The sequence below is a fragment of the Sphingomonas sp. ABOLH genome (genome assembly GCF_003951715.1).
Lineage (GTDB): Bacteria > Pseudomonadota > Alphaproteobacteria > Sphingomonadales > Sphingomonadaceae > Sphingomonas > Sphingomonas hankookensis_A.
On sequence record NZ_QQWV01000034.1, the window covers coordinates 1 to 21,915 of the forward strand.

Consider the following 21,915-nt stretch of genomic DNA (forward strand, 5'->3'; position numbering starts at 1 on the left):
GTGCGCGGCGGCGGACAGCATCCGTGGGAGACGCCCGAGACGATCGCCCCGCCGCGTCCACCCTATCGCGAGCGGCGGAACGGGCGGAACGGCGGCGCTTCCGACGCGGCGCGGTGATCGTTGATCGCCACACGGGCGCTGACGAACGCAAACCACGCGATCAGCGTCGCCCCGATCCCGAACGCCCAGGGCAGCGGCAGCTTCGGCGCGAGCAGCGCTAGGATCGGCAGCAAGGCCGCCGATCGCACGACGGCGCTGCGCCCGGTCCAGTTGCGCCCGATCATCGTCAGAGCCGGGGCAGGGTCACGCCACGCTGCCCCATATATTTGCCCGCGCGGTCGGCATAGCTGGTGCCGCAGGGCCGGTCGCCCTTCAGGAACAGGAACTGGCACGCGCCTTCATTGGCGTAGATTTTCGCCGGGAGCGGCGTCGTGTTGGAGAATTCCAGCGTGACATGGCCTTCCCATTCCGGTTCCAGCGGGGTCACGTTCACGATGATGCCGCAGCGGGCATAGGTCGACTTGCCGAGGCAGATGACCAGCACGTCGCGCGGAACCCGGAAATATTCGACCGTGCGGGCGAGGGCGAAGCTGTTGGGCGGGATGATGCACACGTTGGTCTTGCGATCGACGAAGCTGTTCTGGGCGAAGTCCTTCGGGTCGACCACCGCCGAATCGACGTTGGTGAAGATCTTGAACTCGTCCGACACTCGCGCGTCATAGCCATAGGACGACAGGCCATAGCTGATGCAGCCCTCGCGCCGCTGCGATTCGACGAAGGGTTCGATCATCCCCGTCGCCAGCGCCTGTTCGCGAATCCAGTGGTCCGACAGGATCGTCATTGCTTGCCCCTTTGCTGCTGGCCGCTCCATCGCCGGATCGCAGGGACAGGGCAAGCGGCATCGTCGCATCGGGGCTTGCGCTTGACGTTGCGTCAAGCGGTAGAGTGCCGCCATGACCACCATGCTCGACATCGCCGACGTTGCCGCCGCCACCGGTCTCAGCAGCCGGGCCCTGCGATTCTATGAAGCGCGCGGGCTGATCCGGCCGCTGCGGACCGCCGGTGGGCGGCGCGTCTTCGGCACGGGCGAGCTGGAGCGGCTGCACGCGATCGTCGCCCTCAAGCGCGCGGGCTTCACCCTCGCGGCGATCGGGCGGATGCTCGATCGGCCAGACGCACGGCTCGGGCCGATGATCGCCGCGCAAGCGGCGGTCGTCGAGACCCAGCGGGCGGCGCTGGCCGACACCGCCCTTTTCTTACGCTCGATCCAGTCCCGCATCGATGCCGGCGAGCGCATCGACGTCGCGACGCTCTGCTCGCTGATCCGAAAGGGAAACATCATGACGACGACCCAATGGAGGGCGGTGATCGACCGCCATTTCACCGATGCGGAACAGGCCGAATGGGCCGAACGCCAAGCGGCGCTGCCCGCCGACTTCGATCAGGCAGCCTATCAAGCGCAATGGACCGATCTGGGTCAGCGGATCGAGGCTGCGCTACCGCTCGATCCGGCGTCCAGCGAAGCGCAGGCATTCCTGGCGGAATGGCAGGCGCTGCTGGCGCCCTTCGCATCGGTCGCGACACCGGAGATGTGGGCGGGTGCGAAGCGATTGCACGACTCGCGCGCCGAATGGGACGGGCAGGCCGATCCGGGTTTCTCCGGGGCGGTCTGGCAGTTCATTCAGGCGGCCGATGCGGCGAAGCGGCCCGATTGATCCGCCGGGTCAGCCGATCCCGAGATCGGCTGGCCCGAACGCATCGGGCAGCAGTTCCGACAGGCGGTAGGAGCGGATGGCGTCACCTTCCGCCGCGCCGCAATGGACGGGCAGGTCTCGGCCGCCCATCTGCGCGGCTTCGTTGATGACCTGACGACAGCGGCCGCAGGGGCTGACCGGGGTCGTGCCGGTGGGGATTCCTTCGGCATCCATCGCGCCGCCGATCACGCCGATCGCGACGATCTGTCGCAACCGTCCCGCCGCCGATGCGCTGGCGATCGCCACTGTCTCCGCACAGAGCGACAGGCCGTAGCTGGCATTTTCGAAATTCGCGCCGGTGACGATCGATCCGTCCTCCATCAGCAGCGCGGCGCCGACCGCGAAGCGCGAATAGGGGGCGTGCGCATGGGCGGCGGCGGCGCGGGCCGCCGCGATCAACTGGGCGGGGTCGGTCATGGGGCGGCTACACTCCAGGCAACGGGTTCGGCGACGCCATCGATGGTGCGCGCCGGGTTCGCCTGCCACATCCGCCACGACCGCGCCAGATAATCGGGTTCGCGGAAACGTCCCGTCGCCCAGAGCGGCCGGACGATCGCCTCGCTCACCCGATACTCGTCCTCGAACGCGGGCGAGATGCGCAGCACCATCGGGCGGCCGTCATGATATTCGGCAGGGGCGAGAAAGCCGCGAATGGCGGTGAGCACCTGCGCGCGGGTCGGTCGGGCATCGCAGCCGTCGGTAAAATCGAGCGCGAGCGCAGCAGGCAGCGCATCGGCGGCGCGGGGCACGGTGGTGAGATAGGCCGTCACCTGATCGGCGGTCGGTTCGCATAGCGAAAAGACGTGGAGCGCACCGTGGCGCAGGCCCACGGCATGTGCGCCGTTCCAGTTGCCTTCGAACGCCGGATCGCGGGTCGTGCCGCTGGATGCGGTAATGAAGGCGAAGTCCGCGCCGCGTGCGCGCACCATGCCCCAGTCCACCGTGCCGTCGTGGGCGGCCACGGTCAGGCCCTGTACCGGAAAGCGCGCGGCGTCGGGATGCCAGCCGAGCGACCAGCGCCACGTCACCATGGCGGCAATCACCAGCATCGCCAGCGCGCCGAGGATCAACCGGTTCCGCATCATCCCTTGATATGGAGTACGCAGATCAGCGTGAACAGGCGGCGGGCGGTGTCGAAGTCGATCTCGACCTTGCCGTCCAGCCGTTCGCGCAGCGCCTCTGCCGCCTCGTTGTGGATGCCACGCCTGGCCATGTCGATCGTTTCGATCTCGTGCGGGGTCGCTTGGCGGATGGCTTTGTAATAGCTGTCGCAGATCGCGAAATAGTCGCGGATCGGCCGGCGCAGGCGCGCCATGCCCAGCACCAGCGTTTCGATCAGCGTGCCGTCCTCACGCGCAATATCGATCGCCAGCCGCCCCTCCGGCACCGACAGCGCTATGCGGTACGGGCCGGCATAATTGTCGGGCGTCTCGCGCTGCGGGGCGAAGTGATTCGCCTCCAGCAGGTCGAAGATCGCGATGCGGCGTTCCTGTTCGATATCGGCGCTGCGCCACAGGATGGTGCGCTCGTCGAGGGTGACATCGATGATCCGCGGGTCGGCCATGGCTTCCTGTCGCCCCTTCATCTGCTGGCGTCCACCGCAAAATGCGCTGTCAAGCGGTTGAGCGTAACGCCGAGGTCTGGGAGAAGGGGCGATGGCTACTGTTCACAGCATCGGCGGGGGGACTCCCCCGCAACCCCCGCGCGTGCCCCATAACGTCGATGCGGAGGCGGCGCTGTTGGGCGCGATGCTGATCGACAACGGCCTTGCCGACGACATGGTCGAGCGGCTGGACCTCGAACATTTCTACGACCCCGCGCATGCCCGCATCTTCGAACGCATCCGCGACGTGCGCCGCACCGGCATGATCGCCAGTCCGGTGACGCTCAGGCCCATGTTCGATGGCGACGAGCTGCTCGCCGCGCGGGGCGGTACGCAATATCTGGTCGAGATCACCGGCAGCAACGCCAGCCTGATCGGCGCGCGGCAGTTCGCCCAGCAGATCTACGATCTGGCCCAATTGCGCGCACTCATTACGGTCGGCCGCACGCTGGTGGAAAACGCCACCGACACCTCGACCGAGGTCGACCCGAAGAAGCAGATCGAAGCGGCGGAAGAAGCGCTGTTCAAGGTCGCGGCGGAGGGCACCACGGCCAATGCGGTCAAGTCGTTCGCGCAGGCGACGACGATGGCGGTGCGCATGGCCGAACGCGCGATGAACAGCGGCGGCGGCCTGTCGGGCGTCACCACCGGCCTCGATTCGGTCAATGGCCGGATCGGCGGCATGCACCATAGCGATCTCATCATCCTTGCCGGCCGTCCCGGCATGGGCAAGACGTCGCTTGCGACCAACATCGCCTTCAACGCGGCGCAGCGTTACATGGACGACCAGCGCGCGGGCATGGAAAAGGGCAAGTCGGTCGGTGCGAAGGTCGCGTTCTTTTCGCTGGAAATGTCCGCCGATCAGCTGGCGACGCGTATCATGGCGGAGCAGGCGGCGATCAGTTCCGAAGCGCTGCGCATGGGCAAGATCCGCAAGGAGGATTTCACTCGCCTTGCCAATGCCGCCGCCGATCTGGAGCAGCTGCCGCTCTATATCGACGATACCGCCGGCCTTTCCATTTCCGGCCTGCACACCCGCGTCCGCCGGTTGCAGCGCAAGCTGGACGGCGAGCTGGGGCTGGTGGTCGTCGATTACCTCCAGCTGCTGCAGGGATCGGGCAAGGGCAGCGACAATCGCGTGCAGGAAATCTCCGAAATCTCGCGCGGATTGAAGACGCTGGCCAAGGATATCGGTGTGCCGGTGATGGCGCTGTCGCAGCTGTCGCGTGCCGTCGAACAGCGCGAGGACAAGCGGCCGCAGCTGTCCGACCTTCGCGAATCCGGCTCGATCGAGCAGGACGCCGACATGGTGTGGTTCGTGTACCGCGAGGATTATTATGTCGCGGCGAAGGAGCCGAAGCGGCCGCGCGACGGCGACGATGCGAAGATTTTCGAGGATCACGCCAAATGGGCAATGGACATGGAACGGGTCTATGGCCTGGCTGAGCTGATCATCGCCAAGCAGCGTCACGGTGCCACCGGCAAGGTCACGCTGAAGTTCGAACCGCAGATCACCAAGTTTAGCGACTATGCCGGCGGCGGATTCAGCGGGTTGGATGAGTAGGGGGCAGCTATATCGTCATTCCCGCGAAGGCGGGAATCCATAGCCGCTGACGACAATGCCGGAGGCGCTACTTCGGCGTGTATGGACTCCCGCCTTCGCGGGAGTGACGATGGCTTATGGCGACACGGACCGTGTCCACCAAAGAAACGGGGAGGGGCCACTGGCACCTCCCCAAGTTGTTCCGCTCCAGGGGTTAGATGCGGAACAGCAAGCCGACCACGATGCGGCGATCGTTCAGGAAGCTGAACCGATCGTACAGCTGGCCGCTGGCATCGATGTAGGACCGCGCCTTGCTCTTGGTATCGAGGATGTTGGCGATCGATCCGCGTAGCTGCAGGTTGCCGATGTTGAACTTCAGCGACGCGTCGAGGAATCCGGCCGCCGAATTGTAGATCGGGTTGCCGGTCACATAGTCGCGATAGGTGGTCAGATATTCCGAGCGCCAGTTATAGGCGAGTCGGGCCTCGACCACCTTGTCCTGATAGATCGCGACCGCGTTGGCGATATGCTTCGACTGGCCGAGCAGGTCGTCGACACCCCAGCGGAACACGGTGGTCACGTCGTCCGGCACACCGTCGCCATCGCTGTCGACGCCGTTCTGCGGCGGCGTGGTCTTGGCATCGATGAAGGTGTAGTTCCCCTGGAAGCCCAGATGCTTGAGCGGTCCGGGCAGGAAGTCGAAGAACTGCTGATAGCCGATCTCGATGCCCTTCACCTTGGCTTTCGCCTGGTTCACCGCACCGTTGTAAATGATCGGCACCTGCCGTCCGTCGAGCGTCACCGACCCGACCTGCTGGTCGCCGCCGCCGCCGAGCACGCCCAGCGGCAGGCTGCCATTGTTGATGATGTTGCGCAGGTCCTTGTAGAAACCGGCGACCGAGAGATAGCCGCCCTTGAAATACCATTCGTACGACAGGTCGAAGCTGTCGGCGGTGGTAGGCTTCAGGAACGGGTTGCCGCCGCTCACCCGTATTTCGCCGGGAGTGATGTTCTGCGCACCACGATCGATGCCGAACAGCGGGTCGTTGCGGTCGGTGATCTGCGGGAAGTTCAGGCGGTTGATCGTGACGACATATTCCTGTGCGGCACGCAGGTCCTGCACGTTCGGGCGGCTCAATCCTTTGCTGAACGCACCGCGGATCAGCATTTCGCGGTTGAGGTTCCATTTGATGTTGAACGACGGCAGCCAATGCTCGTCCTTCAGCTTCAACGTCCGGGCGATCGCCTGCTGCGCGGCATAGGCAACGGTCTGCGGCGAGAAGTCGCGAATATCGTCGCGGCTTTCCGCATCGTCGGTGCGGGTGCGTACGCCGTTCGCCACCGCCGGCGTCTGGATGTCGTCGACGAACGGACGGAACGCCTGGAAGCCCGACGAATCCAGATCGGTGCGGACGTAGCGGACGCCGACATTGCCGTCGACCGACATGCCGTTGTCGAATTCATGCTTGAAGTCGACGCGGACATAGGCGTTGCGGGTCTTTTCGGTGATGTCCGAAATGTCCGACGGGCGGAAGATCGGGCTGCCGAAGCGGCTGCCGTCCGACGTGCCGCGCGGCACCCAGCCGTAATTGCCGTTCGCGAGCTGCGGTTCGGTGTTCAGATAGTTGCGGAAGTTCGCATAGCTCGACAGCAGGTCCTGGTTCACGAACACGAACGCATTGTTCGCGCCCTGCACCACGCCACCGCGGAAGAAATCGGCAAAATTCACCGCTTCGAAGCCCTGTGACGGGTTCTGGAAGGTGCCGGCGACCGCGAAGCCGCCGCGCCCGTCCCATGCCGGTGCGATCGAGCCCCAGTTGAGCGCCATTTCCTGGTTGATCTGGCTGCGCTCCGACCAGCGCGCACCGAACTTCACGCTGTCGAACCAGCTGGCCAGGCCTTCGCCGCCCGAGACGTCATAGGCGAGGTCGCCCCGGAAGGCCTTCAGCTCGCCGGTGCCGACCTGGAACTGGTCGGCGGCGAACTGCCACGATGATCCGTTGAAATCGGCGGTGCTGGTCGGCGTCGGGATGTAGACGCCCGGCGTGGTCGCCGTCGCGTCACGGTCGCCGGTGAAGCGCGTCTGGTTGGGATTGAAGCGGTGCTGCGGGTCGATCAGGAATTCGATCGACGGATTGTCGAGGTCGTGCCGGATCTTCCAGTTCAGATAGGTATTCATGCCGCCCCAGATCGACCGCTGGCGGGCGTCAGCCTTGGTGTACTGGCCGTCGAGGGTGATGAAGAGGCGGTCGGTTGCGTTCCATTTCAGGTTGAGGCTGAAATCCTCGGTGGTCGCTTCCTCGATCTTGCCGATGCCCAGCGATCCGACCGCTGAACCGCGTGCGCCGGTCCAGCTGTCGGCATTGTTGGTGACATAGCCCGATTCCATCAGGCCGCCGCGGATCGGGATCAGCCGTTCGCAGTCGCCCGGGTTGGACGGAAAGCCGCCGGGGCCGCTGCACATCGAGGTGCCGGCCGTGCTCCAATTCTTGTCGAGCACGATGTCCGACACGCCCGCAGTGGTGCCGGTGTCATGTTCGGGGAACCATTCGAAGGTGCGTTCGATGCTGTTGATCTTGTTTTCGGCGCGAATGTACTTGCCGGTCAGCTGGACATTGTCGTTGCGCCACTGCGCCGCGAGATAATAGCTGATGCGTTCGCGATCGACCTCGTTGGTGCGCAGCTGGAAGCCCGGCGTGATGCCGACGATCTGCGACGGATCGACGCCGGCGAACTCGTTCACCTTGTTCGCGCCGGTGAAGGTCGTTTCCGGCACCTGTCCGGCGGCGTTCAGCACGCGCGGCATCGGCGCGTTCTGCTGCCAGCCATGGATGCGCGAATCGAGCCGCGAGCGCGAATAGGAGCCGAGGATGCCGAATTCGCCGATGCCGGTATTCCACCGCTTGCCGGCGGTGATGCTGGCTTGTGGCGACCATTTCTTGCGCAGGTCGGAATAGGTGCCGTCGACCGCGACGACGAACAGATCCTTCTTGCTGTCGAACGGTTCGAGCGTGCGCAGGTTGATCGACCCGCCGATGCCGCCTTCGATCAGGTCGGCGCTCTGGTTCTTGTAGACGTCGACGCCGCCGACCAGTTCGGGCGGGATGCTGGAAAAGTCGAGGCTGCGGCCGCCATTGGCGCTGAATGCGTCGCGTCCGTTGAATTCCGACCGGACGAAGCCCAGGCCACGGACCAGGTTGCCGCGTCCTTCGGGCGACGGAAAATCGGGGCTGGCGCCGCCCTGCGGGAAGCGCGAGATGGTGACGCCCGGAATACGGCCGATCGCTTCGGCGACCGACAGGTCGGGCAGGGTCGCGATGTCCGATGCGGTGATCGAATCGACGAAGGTCGACGACTTCCGCTTGATCTCCTTGGCCGATTCCAGTGCGGCGCGGATGCCGGTGACGACGATTTCAGTATCGCTGGTGGTGGTCTGCGGTCCCTGCGACGTGACCGTCGGTTCCCCTTCCGGATCGGTGGCGGCGTCCTGCGCCGAGGCGATCGACGGCATCAATGCCAAGGTGAGTGCCGATGTCGCCATCAGCAGGCACTTGGCCGAGCCGGATCGAATGCGGAATCGCTGTGCGTTCATTGCTCTATCCCCTCCCAAAGGTCGCCCGTTGTTACGGCCGCCCCGGTTTCCCCTGTGGCCGGTCAGATCGGGTCTCATGCCGTATGTCGATACGACTTGGCCCGCATGGTTCCGGCTACGACGAATCGCATACCGGATCGTTTTTAGTCGGACAAGATAGCGGTAACATTTTTCCTGGCCACGTTGACAATTGGGTACGAAATCGCGCTTTCCTGTTGAGAAGGAAGTAATTTCAGCCGTTACCATTGCTGCGATGCGGCGAAGCTGCGCGAAGACTGTTAAAAGTCTTGCGTATTGCTAAGACGGGCAGGGGGAGTGCCGTAAGGTGAGGAAAGAAATTGTCCGGGTAGAAGCGGCATGACCGACCGGCGGGTTACCTCGGCGTGCATCGTCGGCGGGGGTACGGCGGGATGGATGACCGCCGCTGCGCTTGCGAACAGGCTCGCCGGTTTGGGCGTGAGGGTCCGCCTGATCGAATCGGAGGAGATCGGCACGGTCGGCGTCGGTGAAGCGACGCTGCCGCATATCCGCGCGTTCAACGCGACGCTGGGGATCGCCGAGCCCGAGCTGATGCGGGCGACCGAGGCGACCTACAAGCTGGGCATCGAATTCTGCGACTGGGGCCGAATCGGCGACCGCTATATCCACCCCTTCGGCAATTACGGGCCGGAAGAGGATGGCATCCCCTTCTACCACCAATGGCTGCGGCTCAGGGCAATGGGCGATGCCGGTCGGCTGGACGACTATTCCTATCCGGTGATCGCGGCCGAACAGAACCGGTTCCGCCATCCCGCCAGCGAGCCGGGCCGGGTCGAATCGAGCTTCGGCTATGCCTATCAGTTCGACGCGTCGCTCTATGCCGCATTCCTGCGCCGCTATGCCGAGACGCGCGGCGTCGAGCGGATCGAGGGCAAGGTGGTCGACGTCGCGCTGGATGGCGAGGGGGGCTTCGTCCGCGACGTGACGCTGGCCGATGGCCGGACGATCGGCGCCGAGCTGTTCATCGACTGTTCGGGCTTTCGCGGGCTGCTGATCGAGGGGGCGTTGCAGTCGGGCTATGACGACTGGAGCCGGTGGCTGCCATGCGACCGCGCGGTCGCGGTGCCGACCGAGAGTCGCGGGCCGCTCGGCCCCTATACGCGCGCGACGGCGCGGACGGCGGGGTGGCAGTGGCGTATCCCGCTGCAGCACCGCGTCGGCAACGGCCATGTCTATTGCAGCGATTTCATCTCGGACGACGAGGCCGAGCGGCAGCTGGTCGACCATCTCGATGCGCCGATGCAGGCGAACCCGCGCCGGTTGCGCTTCACTACCGGGCGGCGGCGCGATTTCTGGAAGCGCAACGTCGTCGCGATCGGGCTGGCCAGCGGGTTCCTCGAACCGCTCGAATCGACCTCGATCCATCTGATTCAGGACGGGATCACCGAATTGCTGGCGCTGTTTCCGGACCGCGACTTCGCGGCGGAGGACATTGACGAATATAACCGCCGCATGGCGCTGCATTTCGAACGGGTGCGCGATTTCCTGCTGCTGCATTATGTCGCGACGGAACGGGACGACAGTCCGATGTGGCGGCATTTCCGCGCGCTGACGCTGCCCGACAGCCTGGCGCACAAGATCGATACGTGGCGCACGCGCGGTTATGTCGTGCCCTATCAGTTCGGGCTGTTCCTGCCGCCCAGCTGGGTTGCGGTGATGCTCGGGCAGCGGCTGATGCCGGGCGCCTACGACCCGCGCGTCGAGATGATTGCGCCGGACGCACTGGCGGCACAGGCGGCAGCGTTGCGGGCGGAGGTCGCCGGCGCGGTGCAGGCGACGCCGGACCATGCCGACTATATCCGCCGTTCGCCGGCGGCCGCCGGCCTCGCCGCATGACGGTCCATCGGATCTTACTTTGCGGTGACGGGCTTTCCGCGCGCATGGCGCTGGCCGCGTTGGCGCGGCACTTGCCGCCATCAATCGCGATCCTGTGGGCGCGGGCCGGCGACCAGCGGGGCAGCGACCTGTTCTATGGCAATGTCACCGGGCCATCGGCCTATGCGTTCAACCTGACCGCCGGGTTGGACGAACGGCGGCTGACGCTGGACAGCACGACGGCGTTCTCCTGGGGTACGCGCTATGCCGACTGGGGGGCAGGGCGGTCGTGGATGCAGTCGTTCGCCTTGCCCTTTCCGGTGATCGACGGCGTGCAGTTCCATCATTATCTGGCATCGGCCGGTGCGGACAGCATCGATCCGTTCGTGGCCGGATTGCAGGCCGCGCGCCGCGGCGTGTTCGTCCACCCGCCACGCGCGGGCGCGAACGGGGCGCCGCATCCGCTGTCGCGCGCCGAATATGGCTATCAGTTCGATGCGCAAGACTATGCGCGCCTGTTCGACGTGCCCGACCGGGTCGAGCGGATCGGTGGCGCGGTTGCTTCGGTCGAGGCGGCGGACGGGCGCATCGCCGGCGTGACGATGGACGATGGGCGTGTCGTGATCGCCGATCTCTATGTCGACGCATCGGGGCCGGAGGCGCAGCTGTTGGCGGCGTTGGCGGGCGATCGTCCATCGGGCCGGGCGATAGCGATCGCTACCAGCGACTTGCCCGCCGATGATCAGGCACCGCTCCGAACGGTCCGGGTGACGTCGTCGGGCTGGGAAAGCGATACGCCGTTGAAAGGCCGCACGCGGCGGACCGTCGTCGGTGCGGTGGGCGAGGTCGCGGGGACAAAGGCGACCCTGGGACGTCGTTCGCTGGCCTGGGCCGGCAATTGCGTGGGCGTCGGTCAGGCAGCCGGCGTGGTCGAGCCGCTGACCCCCGCGCCGATGCTGTTGCTGGAGCGGGACATCGAACGACTGCTGGCATTGATCCCGGTCACCGGCGGGATGGCGGTCGAGGCGGCCGAATATAACCGCCGTTTCGCCGAGGATTACGACCATGCCGCGCTGTTCCAGCAGGCGATGTTCCAGGCTGGTGGATTGCCGGACGGACCCTATTGGCAGGCGGCCCGTGCGGAGGCGGTGCCCGAAAGGCTCGAGCGCAAGCTGACCATGTTCGAACGGCGCGGGGTGCTGGTCGCCTATGACCTCGAACCCTTCCACCCGGAGGACTGGCTGATCCTGCACATGGGCATGGGGCGGCGGCCGGCGCGATACGATCCGCTGGCCGACCGGGCGGAGAGGGCGCAGGTCACGCCGTTCCTGTCGAAGATGGCGCGCACCATCGAACAGGGGGTGGCGACGCTGCCGCCCGCGCGCGTCTATCGCGCCCAATTGGAGCAATATCTGCGAAAGGCGGCATCGTGAACGCACCCCTGTTGCGCCGGATCGTGATCGTCGGCGGCGGATCGGCCGGCTGGATGACGGCGGCGGCGCTCTCCAGCCTGCTGGGTCCGAAGGACGTGGCGATCACGCTGGTCGAATCCGACGCGATCGGCACGGTCGGGGTGGGGGAGGCGACCATTCCCGACATCCTCGCCTTCCACCGGATGCTGGGCGTGAACGAAGCGGAGTTCATGGCCGCGACTCGGGCGACGTTCAAACTGGGGATCGAGTTCGTCGACTGGGGCGCGAAGGGTGACCGCTATATTCATCCGTTCGGTCAGCATGGCGTCGACATGCAGGGCATCGACTTCCACCAATATTGGCTACGCGCGCGCGAGGACGGTGCGACCGACCCGATCGAAGCATACAGCCTGTGCGCGGTCGCGGCGCAGGCCGGGCGGTTCGTCCTGCCCGATCCCAATCCCCGGTCGGTGCTGTCGCAGATCCGCTATGCCTATCATTTCGATGCGACGCTCTATGCCCGCTTTCTGCGCCGCTATGCCGAGACGCGGGGCGTGGTGCGGGTCGAAGGGACGGTCGGCGAGGTCGGGCAGGATGCGCGGGGCGATATCGCCCGGCTGACCCTGTCGGACGGGCGGGTGGTCGAGGGTGATTTCTTCTTCGACTGCACCGGCTTTCGCGCGCTGCTGATCGGCCAGACGCTGGATGCCGGGTTCGTCGACTGGAGCCCCTGGCTGCCCTGCGATACCGCGCTGGCGGTGCCGAGCGCCCACGCCGGAGCGCCGACGCCCTATACCCGATCGACCGCGCGCGACGCCGGCTGGCAATGGCGCATCCCGACGCAGCGCCGCGTCGGCAACGGCCATATCTTTGCAAGCGCGTTCCAGTCGGAGGATGCCGCCCGCGACGTAATGTTGGCGACCCTCGAAGCAGCTCCGCTCGCCGATCCGCGTCGGATTACGTTCCGCGCAGGGTGCCGCGAGCGTTTCTGGCAGGGCAACTGCATCGCGATCGGGTTGGCGGCGGGGTTCCTCGAGCCGCTGGAATCGACGTCGATCTATCTGATCCAAGAAGGCATCAGCCGTTTCATCTCGCTGTTTCCCCGGGGCGACATTCCCGAAATCCTGCGCACCGAATATAACCGCCACATGCGTACCGAGTTCGAACAGGTGCGCGATTTCATCATACTGCATTATGCCGCGACGACGCGCGACGACACGCCGTTCTGGAACTACTGCCGAACGATGACGCTGCCCGATACGCTGCTGCACAAGATCGAGCTGTTCCGTGAAACCGGGCGGGTATTCCGCTATAACGACGAGCTGTTCGCGCGGCCGAGCTGGGTTGCGGTGATGCTGGGGCAGGGGATCATGCCGACGACAAGCGACCCGATCGTCGCCACGCTGCCGGCGGACGATGTCGCGCGCAGCCTGGCGTCGATGCGCGAGGCGATGGCGGCGGCGGTGCAGCGGATGCCGACCCATGGCGAATTCCTGTTGCGCTACTGCCCGGCGGTTGCGGCATGAAGGACGGCAATATCCGCAGCATCACCATCGTCGGCGGCGGCACCGCCGGGTGGATGGCCGCCGCCGCCTTCTCCCATATCCTGTCAGGCAGCGGCATTGCGATCCGCGTCGTGGAGTCGGAGGAGATCGGGACGGTCGGGGTGGGCGAGGCGACGATCCCGCATATCCAGTATTTCAACCGGCTGCTCGGCATCGACGAGGACGAGTTCGTTCGCCGGACTTGCGCGACGTTCAAGCTGGGGATCGAGTTCGTCGACTGGGGCCGGATCGGCGAGCGCTACATCCATCCCTTCGGCAGTTACGGGCAGGAGATGGAGGGGCTGCACTTCCATCAGTTCTGGTATCGGCAGGCGCAGATGGGCGGCGCGCTGCCGCTCGACCGCTACAGTATCGGCGTGGGCGCGGCGCGGGCGGGCAAGTTCCAGCGGCCCGACCACAGCCGGCCGGGATCGCCGCTCGCCGGCATATCCTATGCCTTCCAGTTCGATGCGGCGCTCTACGCCCGTTACCTGCGCGAACGCGCCGAGGCGGCGGGCGTCGAGCGGATCGAGGGGCGGATCGTCGATGTCGCGTTGAACGGCGCGAACGGTCATGTCGACCATGTCCTGCTGGAAGATGGACGCAAGGTTGCGGGCGATCTGTTCATCGACTGCTCGGGCTTTCGCGGGCTGCTGATCGAAGGAGCGCTGAAGGCCGGTTACGACGATTGGAGCGAATGGCTACCCTGCGACCGGGCGGTGGCGCGGCCGTGCGCGCGGATCGGCGATCCGACGCCCTATACCCGCGCGACCGCGACCAGCGTCGGGTGGCGCTGGCGTATCCCGCTCCAGTCGCGGACCGGCAACGGCCATGTCTATTGTTCGGACTATATCGATGACGATGCCGCGCTGGCGATGCTCGACGCGAGTCTTGACGGCGAACCGCTTGCCGGACCGAACTTCTTGCGCTTCACCGCGGGCGTCCGGCGCAAGGCGTGGGACCGCAACGTCGTCGCGCTCGGGCTGGCGTCGGGGTTTCTCGAACCGCTCGAATCAACGTCGATCCATCTGATCCAGTCGGGGATCGCGCGGTTGCTGACCAATTTTCCCGACCGGTCGTTCAACCAGCCCGATATCGACTATTATAACCGCCGGACCCGCGCGGAGTATGAGCAGATCCGCGACTTCCTGATCCTGCATTACAAGGCGACGGCACGCGACGACAGTCCGTTGTGGCGCCGGTGCCGCGACATGGCGATTCCGGCATCGCTGGAAGAACGCATCGCGATCTTCCGCGAGAATGCCCGGCTCTACCGCCACGACAATGAACTATTCAGTGAAACGAGCTGGCTGGCGGTGCTGCATGGTCAGAATATCGCGCCCAAGCGCTATCATCCGATCGCCGATCTGCTGCCGGATGCCGAACTGGACGACCGGATGACGCGGATCGCCGCGGCGATGGATTCGGGCGTGCGCGTGATGCCGGATCATATGGCGTTCATCGATCGCCATTGTCGCAGCCCAAACCAGTGAACGTTATCAATCCGCAGCGAAATCACCATGCATCAAATATCGTAAAAGCTGTGAAACCGGTTACATTGGACTTTACAGCGGTGTCATATCTACCTAGCCTCGTGCGTAATTAGCAGACAAAACCGCGGAGGGGATGGCGCATGGCCATTGCGGAGGGTGTGGGACGTCGCAGCGGCGCGACGGTCGATGGCGGGATGACCGTCCGACTAAGCGCTTTGATGTTCATGCAGTTTTTCATCTGGGGCGCGTGGCAGGTCACGCTCGGCCTGGTCATGCAGACGGTCGGCATCGGCAATCTGATCGGCAATGCGTTTTCGATGGGGCCGATCGCGTCGATCGTCGGGTCGCTGCTGCTCGGCATGGTCGCGACGCGCTATGTCGCGCCCAAGATGCTGATGGTGATTTTGCATCTGGTTGGCGGGGTGTTGTTGTTCCTGTTGCCTTCGCTGATTACGCCGGAGCGCGGGGGCACCTTCGTGTGGCTGCTGCTCGGCTACATGATCCTGTACATGCCGACGGTCGGTCTTGCGAACACCATCGCGCTCAAGAGCTTCGGCGAACGGACCGACAATTTCCCGTTCGTGCGTGCGTTCGGCACGATCGGCTGGATCGCGTCGGGCCTGATCATCGGCTGGGCGGGACTGTCGGCCAGCCCGCAGATCTTTACCGTCGCGGCGGTCGTGTCGGTAGCACTGGGTCTCTACAGCGTCACGCTGCCGACCGTCGAAGCGGACAAGCCGCAGGGCGGCAGCGTCCTGGCGCAGGTGTTCTGCGTCGAGGCGTTCTCGCTGATGCGGAACAAATCGTTCCTGGTGTTTATCGCTTGCGCGACGCTGATCTCGGTCCCGCTGGCGATGTATTATGCCTATGCGTCACCCTATGTCGGTGCGGCGGGGATCGAGAATGTCGGCGGTACGCTCGCCATCGGGCAGATGTCCGAGCTGGTGTTCATGTTCTCGATGCCGTGGCTCTATCGCCGCTTCGGGGTGAAGCCGCTGCTGCTGGTCGGCATGGCTGCGTGGGCGCTGCGGTATGCATTGTTCGCGATCGGTGACGGCGGGTCGGGCATCTGGGCGGTCTATCTCGGCGTCGCGCTGCACGGCGTCTGCTACGACTTCTTCTTCGTCGCGGGCGCGATCTACACCGGCATCATCGCCGCGCCGAAGGGCGTGAACGCACAGGCGCAGGGAATGCTGACCCTGTTCACCTATGGCGTCGGTATGCTGCTCGGCTCGCAGATCGGCGCGTTGCTCTATGCGCAGCTGCCGGCCAACCCGACCATTGCCGACTGGCAGGGCATGTGGGTCTATCCCGCCGTCGCCGCCGCCGCCATCGCGCTGCTGTTTCAATTGACCTTCCGTGACGACCGCAAGGAGACGCTGGCATGACGGGCATGAAGGGACCGGGCATCTTCCTCGCCCAGTTCATGGGCAACGAGGCCCCGTTCGACACGCTGGAGAATATGGCGGAGTGGGCCGCGGGCCTTGGCTATGTCGGGGTGCAGATCCCGTGCGACAGCCGTCTGATCGACCTGAAGACCGCGTCGGAAAGCCAGGATTATTGCGACGAGCTGACCGGCAAGCTGGCGACGCTCGGCATCGAAGTGACCGAGCTGTCGACCCATTTGCAGGGGCAGCTGGTCGCGGTGCATCCGGCATACGACACGCTGTTCGACGGTTTCGCGCCGAAGGAAGTGCACGGCAAGCCGGCCGAGCGGCAGGTCTGGGCAGTCGAGCAGGTCAAGATGGCGGCGAAGGCCAGCGCGAAGCTCGGCCTGAAGGCGCATGCGACCTTCTCCGGCGCGCTGGCCTGGCCCTATTTCTATCCGTGGCCGCAGCGTCCGGCGGGGCTGGTCGAGGAAGCGTTCGCCGAACTCGCGCGGCGCTGGACCCCGATCCTCGACGTGTTCGAGGACCATGGCGTGCATTGCGCGTTCGAGGTTCATGCCGGCGAAGACCTGCACGACGGTGCCACCTGGGAGCGTTTCCTGGAGGCGGTGAAGGGCCATAATGCCGCGCGGCTGCTGTTCGACCCGTCGCATTATGTCCTGCAACAGCTCGACTATCTCGACTTCATCGACCGCTATCACGATCGCATTTCGTGCTTCCACGTGAAGGACGCCGAATTCAATCCGACCGGCCGGTCGGGCGTCTATGGCGGCTATCAGAACTGGGTCGACCGCGCCGGACGCTTCCGCTCGCTGGGCGACGGGCAGGTCGATTTCTCGGGCGTGTTCAGCCGCATGGCGCAATATGGCTATGATGGCTGGGCCGTGCTCGAATGGGAATGCGCGCTGAAGAATTCGGCGGACGGGGCGACGGAAGGCGCGCCGTTCATCGAAGCGCACATGATCCGCCTGACCGATCATCCGTTCGACGATTTCGCCGCGAGCGGGGTCGATCGCGCCGCGATCCGCACGCTGATGGGGCTGTCGCCGGAATGAGTGCGAAGCGCCCCTTGAAGCTCGGTATGGCCGGCGGCGGCGAAGGCGCGTTCATCGGCGCGATCCACCGCCACGCCGCGGCGATGGACGGCGACTGGCAACTGGTCGCCGGCGCGTTCAGCAGCGATGCGGGACGTAACGCCCGGAGTGGCGATGCGCTCAATCTCGATCCGGCACGGGTCTATGGCGACGTCCACGCGCTGATCGCGGGCGAGCTGGCCCTGCCGGTCGGCGAGCGGATCGACGCGCTGGCGATCGTGACGCCCAACCACCTGCACGCGCCGATGGCGATCGCCGCGCTCAACGCCGGCATCCATGTCTTCTGCGAAAAGCCGATGGCGATGAACGGCGACGAAGCCCGCGCCATCGCCGCCGCCGCCAAGGCCGGCGGCGCGAAGTTCGCGCTGGCCTTTACCTATAGCGGCTATCCGCTGGTCGAGGAGGCACGCGCCCGCGTCGCGCGGGGCGAACTGGGCAAGATCCGGCTGGTGCAGGTCGAATATCTGCAAGGTTGGCTGAGCCTCCCGATCGATGGCGAGGGCAACAAGCAGGCCGAATGGCGCACCGATCCGGCCAAGGCCGGGCTGGGCGGGTGCCTGGGCGATATCGGCACCCACGCCTTTCACCTTGCCGAGCATATCGCGGGCATCCGCGTGGATACGCTGTCGGCGGACCTGACGACGCATGTCCCGGGCCGCCGGCTGGACGACGATGTCAGCGCGCTGCTGCGCTTCGAAGGCGGCGCGCGCGGCACGTTGAAGGCGACGCAGGTCGCGGCTGGCGAGGAGAACGGCCTGAAGCTGCGTGTGTCGGGCGAACTCGGCACGCTCGAATGGGCGCAGATGGAGCCGAACACGCTGACGCTGCGCTGGCTCGACCGGCCGGCCGAGGTGGTGCGTGCCGGTGGACCGGGGCTGGGGGCGTCGACGCAGGCGCTGCTGCGTACACCTTCGGGTCATCCGGAGGGCTATATCGAGGCATTTGCCAATCTGTATCGGGGCTTCGCCGCCCGGATACGCGGTGACGACGAACGGTTCGTGCCCGGCCTGACCGATGGCCTGCGCACCATGGCCTTTATCGAGGCGATGATCGCGAACGCCGCGTCGGACGACAAATGGACCCATGTATCGGGAGAGTATCGATGAAGTTTTTGATGGGGACCGCCATCGCCGGGACCAGCGCCGCCGTCGCGCTACTCGCCACCGCCACGCCGACAACGGCGCAGACGCCCGCGCCCCCCGCGTTCAATGCGTGCAAGGCATGCCACACGGTCAACAAGGGCGGTCGCAACGGCATCGGCCCGAATTTGAACGGCGTGGTCGGCCGCCCGGCGGCATCGGTCGCGGGCTTCAACTATTCGCCCGCGCTGAAGGCGTCGAAGCTGCGCTGGGATGCCAAGACGCTCGATGAATATCTCGCGGCTCCGACCAAGAAGGTTCCGGGCACGCGGATGCCGATCGCGACGCCCGATGCGACGAAGCGCGCGGCGATCATCGCCTATCTGACGTCCGCCAAATGAGCGGCGTGTCGCGACGCACGGTGATGGCCGGCGGCGCTGCGGCGACGCTGGCGGTCGGCGTCGGCGCGGCACAACGTCCGCCGTCCAACGCGGCGCGCTTCTCGCTGAAGTTCGCGCCGCACGAAGGCAGCTTCGCCAGTCGGGGCGGGCGGATCGAACAGATCGCCTATGCCGCCGATCAGGGCTTTACCGCCTGGGAGGATAACGAGGCGGGCCTGCGCAGCGTTGCCGAGCAGACGGCGATGGCCAAGGCGCTGCAACAGCGCGGCATGACGATGGGCGTGTTCGTCGCCTCCATGCCGAAATGGGCACAGTCGCGGCCGATCCTGGGCGCGACCGATGGCGCGGAGCGCGAGGCGTTCCTGAGCGATATCCGCAAGTCGATCGACGTCGCCAAGCGGCTGTCGGCGACGCGGATGACCGTGGTCACCGGCTTCATGGACCCGCGCGTCCCGCTGGATATCCAGACCGCGCGGGTGATCGACGTGATGCGTCGCGCGGGCGAGATCGTCGCGCCGCACGGCATCGCGATGGTGATGGAGCCGCTCAACACCCGCACCGACCATCCCGGCGTCTATATGCAGACCGTGGCGCAGGGCTATGCCGTCGCGCGCGGTGCGAACAGTCCGGGCGTGAAGGTTCTGGCCGACCTGTATCACGAACAGATTCAGTCGGGGAATCTGATCCCGACGCTTGCCGCGTGCTGGGACGAGATCGGCTATATCCAGTTCGGCGACAATCCGGGGCGGAACGAGCCGGGCACGGGTGAGATCAACTATGCGACGATCGTCCGCTGGCTGCGCGACAAGCGCTATGCCGGGGTGATCGGGATGGAACATGGCAATTCGCTGAAAGGCCGACCGGGGGAGGAGGCGCTGGTCGCCGCCTATCGCCGGATCGATCAGGTTTAAGGGGGAGGCGAGGATGACGCTCCGCACGATGGTCGCGCTCGGCGCGACGTTGATAACGCTCTCAGCATCCGGTGTCGCGCAGGACAAGCCGGGGTTCAAGGATACGCCGATGCTGCCGGGTGGTCAGTGGCGCGTCCACGACGCCGACCGGCCTGCGCCGGTGGCGGTGACGCCGGCGAAGCAGCCCGGCGGTGCGCCGTCCGACGCGGTGGTGTTGTTCGACGGGCGCTCGCTCGATGCATGGACGCCGCAGCGCATGGCATGGCCGATCAAGGACGGGGCGATGACCGTGCCGTCGCGCGCCAGCGCCGGGGGCGAGAATGCGCTGGTGACGAAGCAGAGCTTCGGCGATGTGCAACTCCATCTGGAGTTCCGTTCGCCCAACCCGCCGACCAAATCGTCGCAGGATCGCGGCAATAGCGGTATCTGGTTCATGCAGCGCTACGAGGTGCAGATCCTCGATGGCTATCAGAACCCGACCTATGCCGATGGCACGGTGGGCGCGGTCTATGGCTGGAAACCGCCGCTGGTGAACGCGTCGCGCGCGCCCGGCGAATGGCAGAGCTACGACATCGTGTTCGAACGGCCGCGCTTTGCCGCCGACGGATCGCTGGTGCGGCCGGCCTATGTCACGGCGTTCCTGAACGGGGTGCTGGTGCAGAATCATCAGGCGATGCTGGGCACGACCGTCTGGCGGCAGGTCGCGACATATACGGCGCATGGCGATGCCGCGCCGATCCAGTTGCAGGACCATGATTCGCCGGTGTCGTTCCGCAATATCTGGGTCCGCCCCTTGCCCGAAGCCGCCATCGCGCAGGATTTGAAGGAGACGATGAAATGATCGACCGGAGGACGGCGCTGGCCGGCGTCGCGGCGATGTTCGGCACCGCGCTCTACGCACCGCTCGCGCGGGCCGCGGGGGCGAGCGGACCGGTCACCACGCCGGTGCCCGCCATCAGCGAAGGGCCGCCGAGCGTGGCGGTGTTCACGCCCGTGCAGCGGGCGGCGATGACCGCTCTGAGCGAGCGGGTGCTGCCGACCACCGATACGCCTGGCGCGATCGCCGCCGGGGTGCCGGCCTATATCGAAAAGCTGCTCGCCGACTGGTCCTATCCGGCCGAGCGCGTGCCGATCCTCGCCGGACTGGACGCGATCGAGGCGAAGTCGATGGCCGATTACCGCGTGTCGACCGCCAAGGCGACACCGGCACAGCAGGACGCGCTGCTGACGCTGGCGATGAACGACCGGATCACCGGCGGCAAGACGTTCTTCGAAGCGTTCCGCCAGCTGGTCATCGCCGGCTATTATACGTCGGAAATCGGCATGACGCAGGAGCGCGAATATCTGCCGGTGCCCGGCGAATATGACGGCGCCTTTCCCTATTCCAAGGTCAACAAGGTCTACAGCGCATGATGATCGATCGCAGGAACCTCCTGATCGGGGCGGGCGGCGTCGCCGCGCTCGCCGCCACCCGTACCGCGTCGGCCGCACAGATCGGCAAGATCGGTATCCAGCTCTACACCGTCCGCGACCTGTTCCAGAAGGACCCGGTCGCGACGCTGACGTCGATCGCGAAGATCGGCTATCGCGAGGTCGAATATGGCGGCGGCGGGTACGACGCCATGGACCACAAGATGCTGCGGCGGACGATGGACCGGCTGGGGCTGACCTCGCCATCGGTCCATATCGGCTATGACGCGCTGCTCGGCTCGTTCGACAGGCAGGTGGCGATGGCGAAGACGCTGGGCGCCGATACGGTCATCCTGCCGTACATGACCGACGAATATCGCAACGAAGCCGGTTGGGCGAAGGCATTGCCCAATATCAACCGCTTCGCCCGCGACCTGCGCAAGGCGGGGTTGGGCTTCGCCTATCACAATCACGACTTCGAATTCACGGTGAAGCCGGGCGGGGTCAGCCTGTACGAACGGCTGCTCAAGGAAACCGACCCGTCGCTGGTGAAGGTCGAACTCGACCTCTATTGGGTCGGCCATGCCGGCGAGGATGTCGGCGGCTGGATCGACCGGCTGGGACCGCGCCTCTACGCCTATCATGTGAAGGACGCGCGCGCCGATGGCAGCATGACCGCGGTGGGTGCCGGCAAGACCGATTTCGCTGCGCTGTTCCGCCGTCCGGGAAGCCGGGGTGTCCGCCATTTCTATGTCGAGAACGACCAGGCGCCTGCGCCCTATCTGCCCGACATCACGACGAGCTACCGCACGCTGCGCGCGCTGCGTTACTGAATAG

The 21,915-nt window shown here is 65.8% G+C and carries 20 protein-coding genes; 14 read left to right on the forward strand and 6 right to left on the reverse strand.

What is annotated here, in order from left to right; all coding sequences use genetic code 11:
• Nucleotides 1-62 precede the first annotated feature (62 nt).
• Both CA237_RS14305 and dcd read right to left on the reverse strand, forming a co-directional pair.
• Nucleotides 63-284: a hypothetical protein gene (locus CA237_RS14305; protein ID WP_066694327.1), complete on the reverse strand. Its 222-nt coding sequence runs from the start codon at nt 282-284 to the stop codon at nt 63-65.
• Between the two features lie 2 nt (nt 285-286).
• Nucleotides 287-841, reverse strand: coding sequence for a dCTP deaminase (gene dcd, locus CA237_RS14310; protein ID WP_066694318.1), 555 nt, complete (start codon nt 839-841; stop codon nt 287-289).
• A gap of 112 nt (nt 842-953) precedes the next feature.
• Between dcd and CA237_RS14315 the strand changes: the two genes are divergently transcribed.
• On the forward strand, nt 954-1,715 hold the full coding sequence (locus CA237_RS14315) for a MerR family transcriptional regulator (protein ID WP_126014452.1): 762 nt from the start codon (nt 954-956) through the stop codon (nt 1,713-1,715).
• Between the two features lie 9 nt (nt 1,716-1,724).
• Here the strand turns inward: CA237_RS14315 and CA237_RS14320 are convergent, their stop codons facing one another.
• The 3 genes from CA237_RS14320 to CA237_RS14330 are packed head-to-tail and all read right to left on the reverse strand — an operon-like array spanning nt 1,725 to nt 3,318.
• Nucleotides 1,725-2,171, reverse strand: coding sequence for a cytidine deaminase (locus tag CA237_RS14320; RefSeq protein WP_066694312.1), 447 nt, complete (start codon nt 2,169-2,171; stop codon nt 1,725-1,727).
• Nucleotides 2,168-2,836 carry a GH25 family lysozyme gene (locus CA237_RS14325; RefSeq protein WP_164523880.1) on the reverse strand — a complete coding sequence of 223 codons (669 nt, stop codon included), beginning with the start codon at nt 2,834-2,836 and terminating at the stop codon, nt 2,168-2,170. Before CA237_RS14325 ends, CA237_RS14320 begins: the two co-directional genes overlap by 4 nt.
• Nucleotides 2,836-3,318 carry a UPF0262 family protein gene (locus CA237_RS14330; protein WP_066694577.1) on the reverse strand — a complete coding sequence of 161 codons (483 nt, stop codon included), beginning with the start codon at nt 3,316-3,318 and terminating at the stop codon, nt 2,836-2,838. The genes CA237_RS14325 and CA237_RS14330 overlap by 1 nt, the downstream gene beginning before the upstream one ends.
• Nucleotides 3,319-3,409: 91 nt before the next feature.
• On the opposite strand from CA237_RS14330, the gene CA237_RS14335 reads away from it, so the two are divergent.
• Nucleotides 3,410-4,921: a replicative DNA helicase gene (locus tag CA237_RS14335; RefSeq protein WP_066694301.1), complete on the forward strand. Its 1,512-nt coding sequence runs from the start codon at nt 3,410-3,412 to the stop codon at nt 4,919-4,921.
• Nucleotides 4,922-5,114: 193 nt separating this feature from the next.
• Here the strand turns inward: CA237_RS14335 and CA237_RS14340 are convergent, their stop codons facing one another.
• A complete protein-coding gene (locus tag CA237_RS14340) occupies nt 5,115-8,492 on the reverse strand; it encodes a TonB-dependent receptor (protein ID WP_164523881.1) in 3,378 nt (1,125 codons plus the stop codon).
• A 357-nt stretch (nt 8,493-8,849) separates the two neighbouring features.
• Here CA237_RS14340 and CA237_RS14345 point away from each other — a divergent pair, with 357 nt between their 5' ends.
• The 12 genes from CA237_RS14345 to CA237_RS14400 all read left to right on the forward strand — a co-directional run bounded on the left by CA237_RS14345 (nt 8,850) and on the right by CA237_RS14400 (nt 21,911).
• Nucleotides 8,850-10,367 carry a tryptophan halogenase family protein gene (locus CA237_RS14345; RefSeq protein ID WP_066694296.1) on the forward strand — a complete coding sequence of 506 codons (1,518 nt, stop codon included), beginning with the start codon at nt 8,850-8,852 and terminating at the stop codon, nt 10,365-10,367.
• Complete coding sequence (locus CA237_RS14350; RefSeq protein ID WP_084401841.1) at nt 10,364-11,779, forward strand: tryptophan 7-halogenase; 1,416 nt, start codon at nt 10,364-10,366, stop codon at nt 11,777-11,779. The genes CA237_RS14345 and CA237_RS14350 overlap by 4 nt, the downstream gene beginning before the upstream one ends.
• Nucleotides 11,776-13,284, forward strand: a complete 1,509-nt coding sequence (locus CA237_RS14355; RefSeq protein ID WP_066694292.1) for a tryptophan halogenase family protein — start codon at nt 11,776-11,778, stop codon at nt 13,282-13,284. Before CA237_RS14350 ends, CA237_RS14355 begins: the two co-directional genes overlap by 4 nt.
• Entirely contained in the window at nt 13,281-14,795 is a 1,515-nt protein-coding gene (locus CA237_RS14360) for a tryptophan halogenase family protein (RefSeq protein ID WP_066694290.1), read from the forward strand. Before CA237_RS14355 ends, CA237_RS14360 begins: the two co-directional genes overlap by 4 nt.
• Nucleotides 14,796-14,935: 140 nt before the next feature.
• On the forward strand, nt 14,936-16,183 hold the full coding sequence (locus tag CA237_RS14365; RefSeq protein WP_084401837.1) for an MFS transporter: 1,248 nt from the start codon (nt 14,936-14,938) through the stop codon (nt 16,181-16,183).
• The gene (locus tag CA237_RS14370; protein WP_126014458.1) at nt 16,180-17,238 is read left to right on the forward strand and encodes a sugar phosphate isomerase/epimerase; all 1,059 of its coding nucleotides are present in this window, start codon (nt 16,180-16,182) and stop codon (nt 17,236-17,238) included. The genes CA237_RS14365 and CA237_RS14370 overlap by 4 nt, the downstream gene beginning before the upstream one ends.
• Nucleotides 17,235-18,383 carry a Gfo/Idh/MocA family oxidoreductase gene (locus CA237_RS14375; protein ID WP_066694284.1) on the forward strand — a complete coding sequence of 383 codons (1,149 nt, stop codon included), beginning with the start codon at nt 17,235-17,237 and terminating at the stop codon, nt 18,381-18,383. Before CA237_RS14370 ends, CA237_RS14375 begins: the two co-directional genes overlap by 4 nt.
• On the forward strand, nt 18,380-18,757 hold the full coding sequence (locus tag CA237_RS14380; RefSeq protein WP_084401836.1) for a c-type cytochrome: 378 nt from the start codon (nt 18,380-18,382) through the stop codon (nt 18,755-18,757). The genes CA237_RS14375 and CA237_RS14380 overlap by 4 nt, the downstream gene beginning before the upstream one ends.
• Nucleotides 18,754-19,668 carry a TIM barrel protein gene (locus CA237_RS14385; RefSeq protein WP_066694281.1) on the forward strand — a complete coding sequence of 305 codons (915 nt, stop codon included), beginning with the start codon at nt 18,754-18,756 and terminating at the stop codon, nt 19,666-19,668. Before CA237_RS14380 ends, CA237_RS14385 begins: the two co-directional genes overlap by 4 nt.
• 13 nt (nt 19,669-19,681) lie before the next feature.
• A complete protein-coding gene (locus tag CA237_RS14390; protein WP_066694278.1) occupies nt 19,682-20,509 on the forward strand; it encodes a DUF1080 domain-containing protein in 828 nt (275 codons plus the stop codon).
• The gene (locus CA237_RS14395; protein WP_066694275.1) at nt 20,506-21,081 is read left to right on the forward strand and encodes a gluconate 2-dehydrogenase subunit 3 family protein; all 576 of its coding nucleotides are present in this window, start codon (nt 20,506-20,508) and stop codon (nt 21,079-21,081) included. Before CA237_RS14390 ends, CA237_RS14395 begins: the two co-directional genes overlap by 4 nt.
• A complete protein-coding gene (locus CA237_RS14400) occupies nt 21,081-21,911 on the forward strand; it encodes a sugar phosphate isomerase/epimerase (RefSeq protein WP_232308070.1) in 831 nt (276 codons plus the stop codon). The genes CA237_RS14395 and CA237_RS14400 overlap by 1 nt, the downstream gene beginning before the upstream one ends.
• Nucleotides 21,912-21,915: the final 4 nt, after the last annotated feature.

Bases quoted from the DNA above. Each gene is read 5' to 3' on its own strand.
- CA237_RS14305 (WP_066694327.1), bottom strand. From the start codon at position 284: ATGATCGGGCGCAACTGGACCGGGCGCAGCGCCGTCGTGCGATCGGCG.
- dcd (WP_066694318.1), bottom strand. From the start codon at position 841: ATGACGATCCTGTCGGACCACTGGATTCGCGAACAGGCGCTGGCGACG.
- CA237_RS14315 (WP_126014452.1), top strand. From the start codon at position 954: ATGACCACCATGCTCGACATCGCCGACGTTGCCGCCGCCACCGGTCTC.
- CA237_RS14320 (WP_066694312.1), bottom strand. From the start codon at position 2,171: ATGACCGACCCCGCCCAGTTGATCGCGGCGGCCCGCGCCGCCGCCGCC.
- CA237_RS14325 (WP_164523880.1), bottom strand. From the start codon at position 2,836: ATGCGGAACCGGTTGATCCTCGGCGCGCTGGCGATGCTGGTGATTGCC.
- CA237_RS14330 (WP_066694577.1), bottom strand. From the start codon at position 3,318: ATGGCCGACCCGCGGATCATCGATGTCACCCTCGACGAGCGCACCATC.
- CA237_RS14335 (WP_066694301.1), top strand. From the start codon at position 3,410: ATGGCTACTGTTCACAGCATCGGCGGGGGGACTCCCCCGCAACCCCCG.
- CA237_RS14340 (WP_164523881.1), bottom strand. From the start codon at position 8,492: ATGAACGCACAGCGATTCCGCATTCGATCCGGCTCGGCCAAGTGCCTG.
- CA237_RS14345 (WP_066694296.1), top strand. From the start codon at position 8,850: ATGACCGACCGGCGGGTTACCTCGGCGTGCATCGTCGGCGGGGGTACG.
- CA237_RS14350 (WP_084401841.1), top strand. From the start codon at position 10,364: ATGACGGTCCATCGGATCTTACTTTGCGGTGACGGGCTTTCCGCGCGC.
- CA237_RS14360 (WP_066694290.1), top strand. From the start codon at position 13,281: ATGAAGGACGGCAATATCCGCAGCATCACCATCGTCGGCGGCGGCACC.
- CA237_RS14365 (WP_084401837.1), top strand. From the start codon at position 14,936: ATGGCCATTGCGGAGGGTGTGGGACGTCGCAGCGGCGCGACGGTCGAT.
- CA237_RS14370 (WP_126014458.1), top strand. From the start codon at position 16,180: ATGACGGGCATGAAGGGACCGGGCATCTTCCTCGCCCAGTTCATGGGC.
- CA237_RS14375 (WP_066694284.1), top strand. From the start codon at position 17,235: ATGAGTGCGAAGCGCCCCTTGAAGCTCGGTATGGCCGGCGGCGGCGAA.
- CA237_RS14380 (WP_084401836.1), top strand. From the start codon at position 18,380: ATGAAGTTTTTGATGGGGACCGCCATCGCCGGGACCAGCGCCGCCGTC.
- CA237_RS14385 (WP_066694281.1), top strand. From the start codon at position 18,754: ATGAGCGGCGTGTCGCGACGCACGGTGATGGCCGGCGGCGCTGCGGCG.
- CA237_RS14390 (WP_066694278.1), top strand. From the start codon at position 19,682: ATGACGCTCCGCACGATGGTCGCGCTCGGCGCGACGTTGATAACGCTC.
- CA237_RS14395 (WP_066694275.1), top strand. From the start codon at position 20,506: ATGATCGACCGGAGGACGGCGCTGGCCGGCGTCGCGGCGATGTTCGGC.
- CA237_RS14400 (WP_232308070.1), top strand. From the start codon at position 21,081: ATGATCGATCGCAGGAACCTCCTGATCGGGGCGGGCGGCGTCGCCGCG.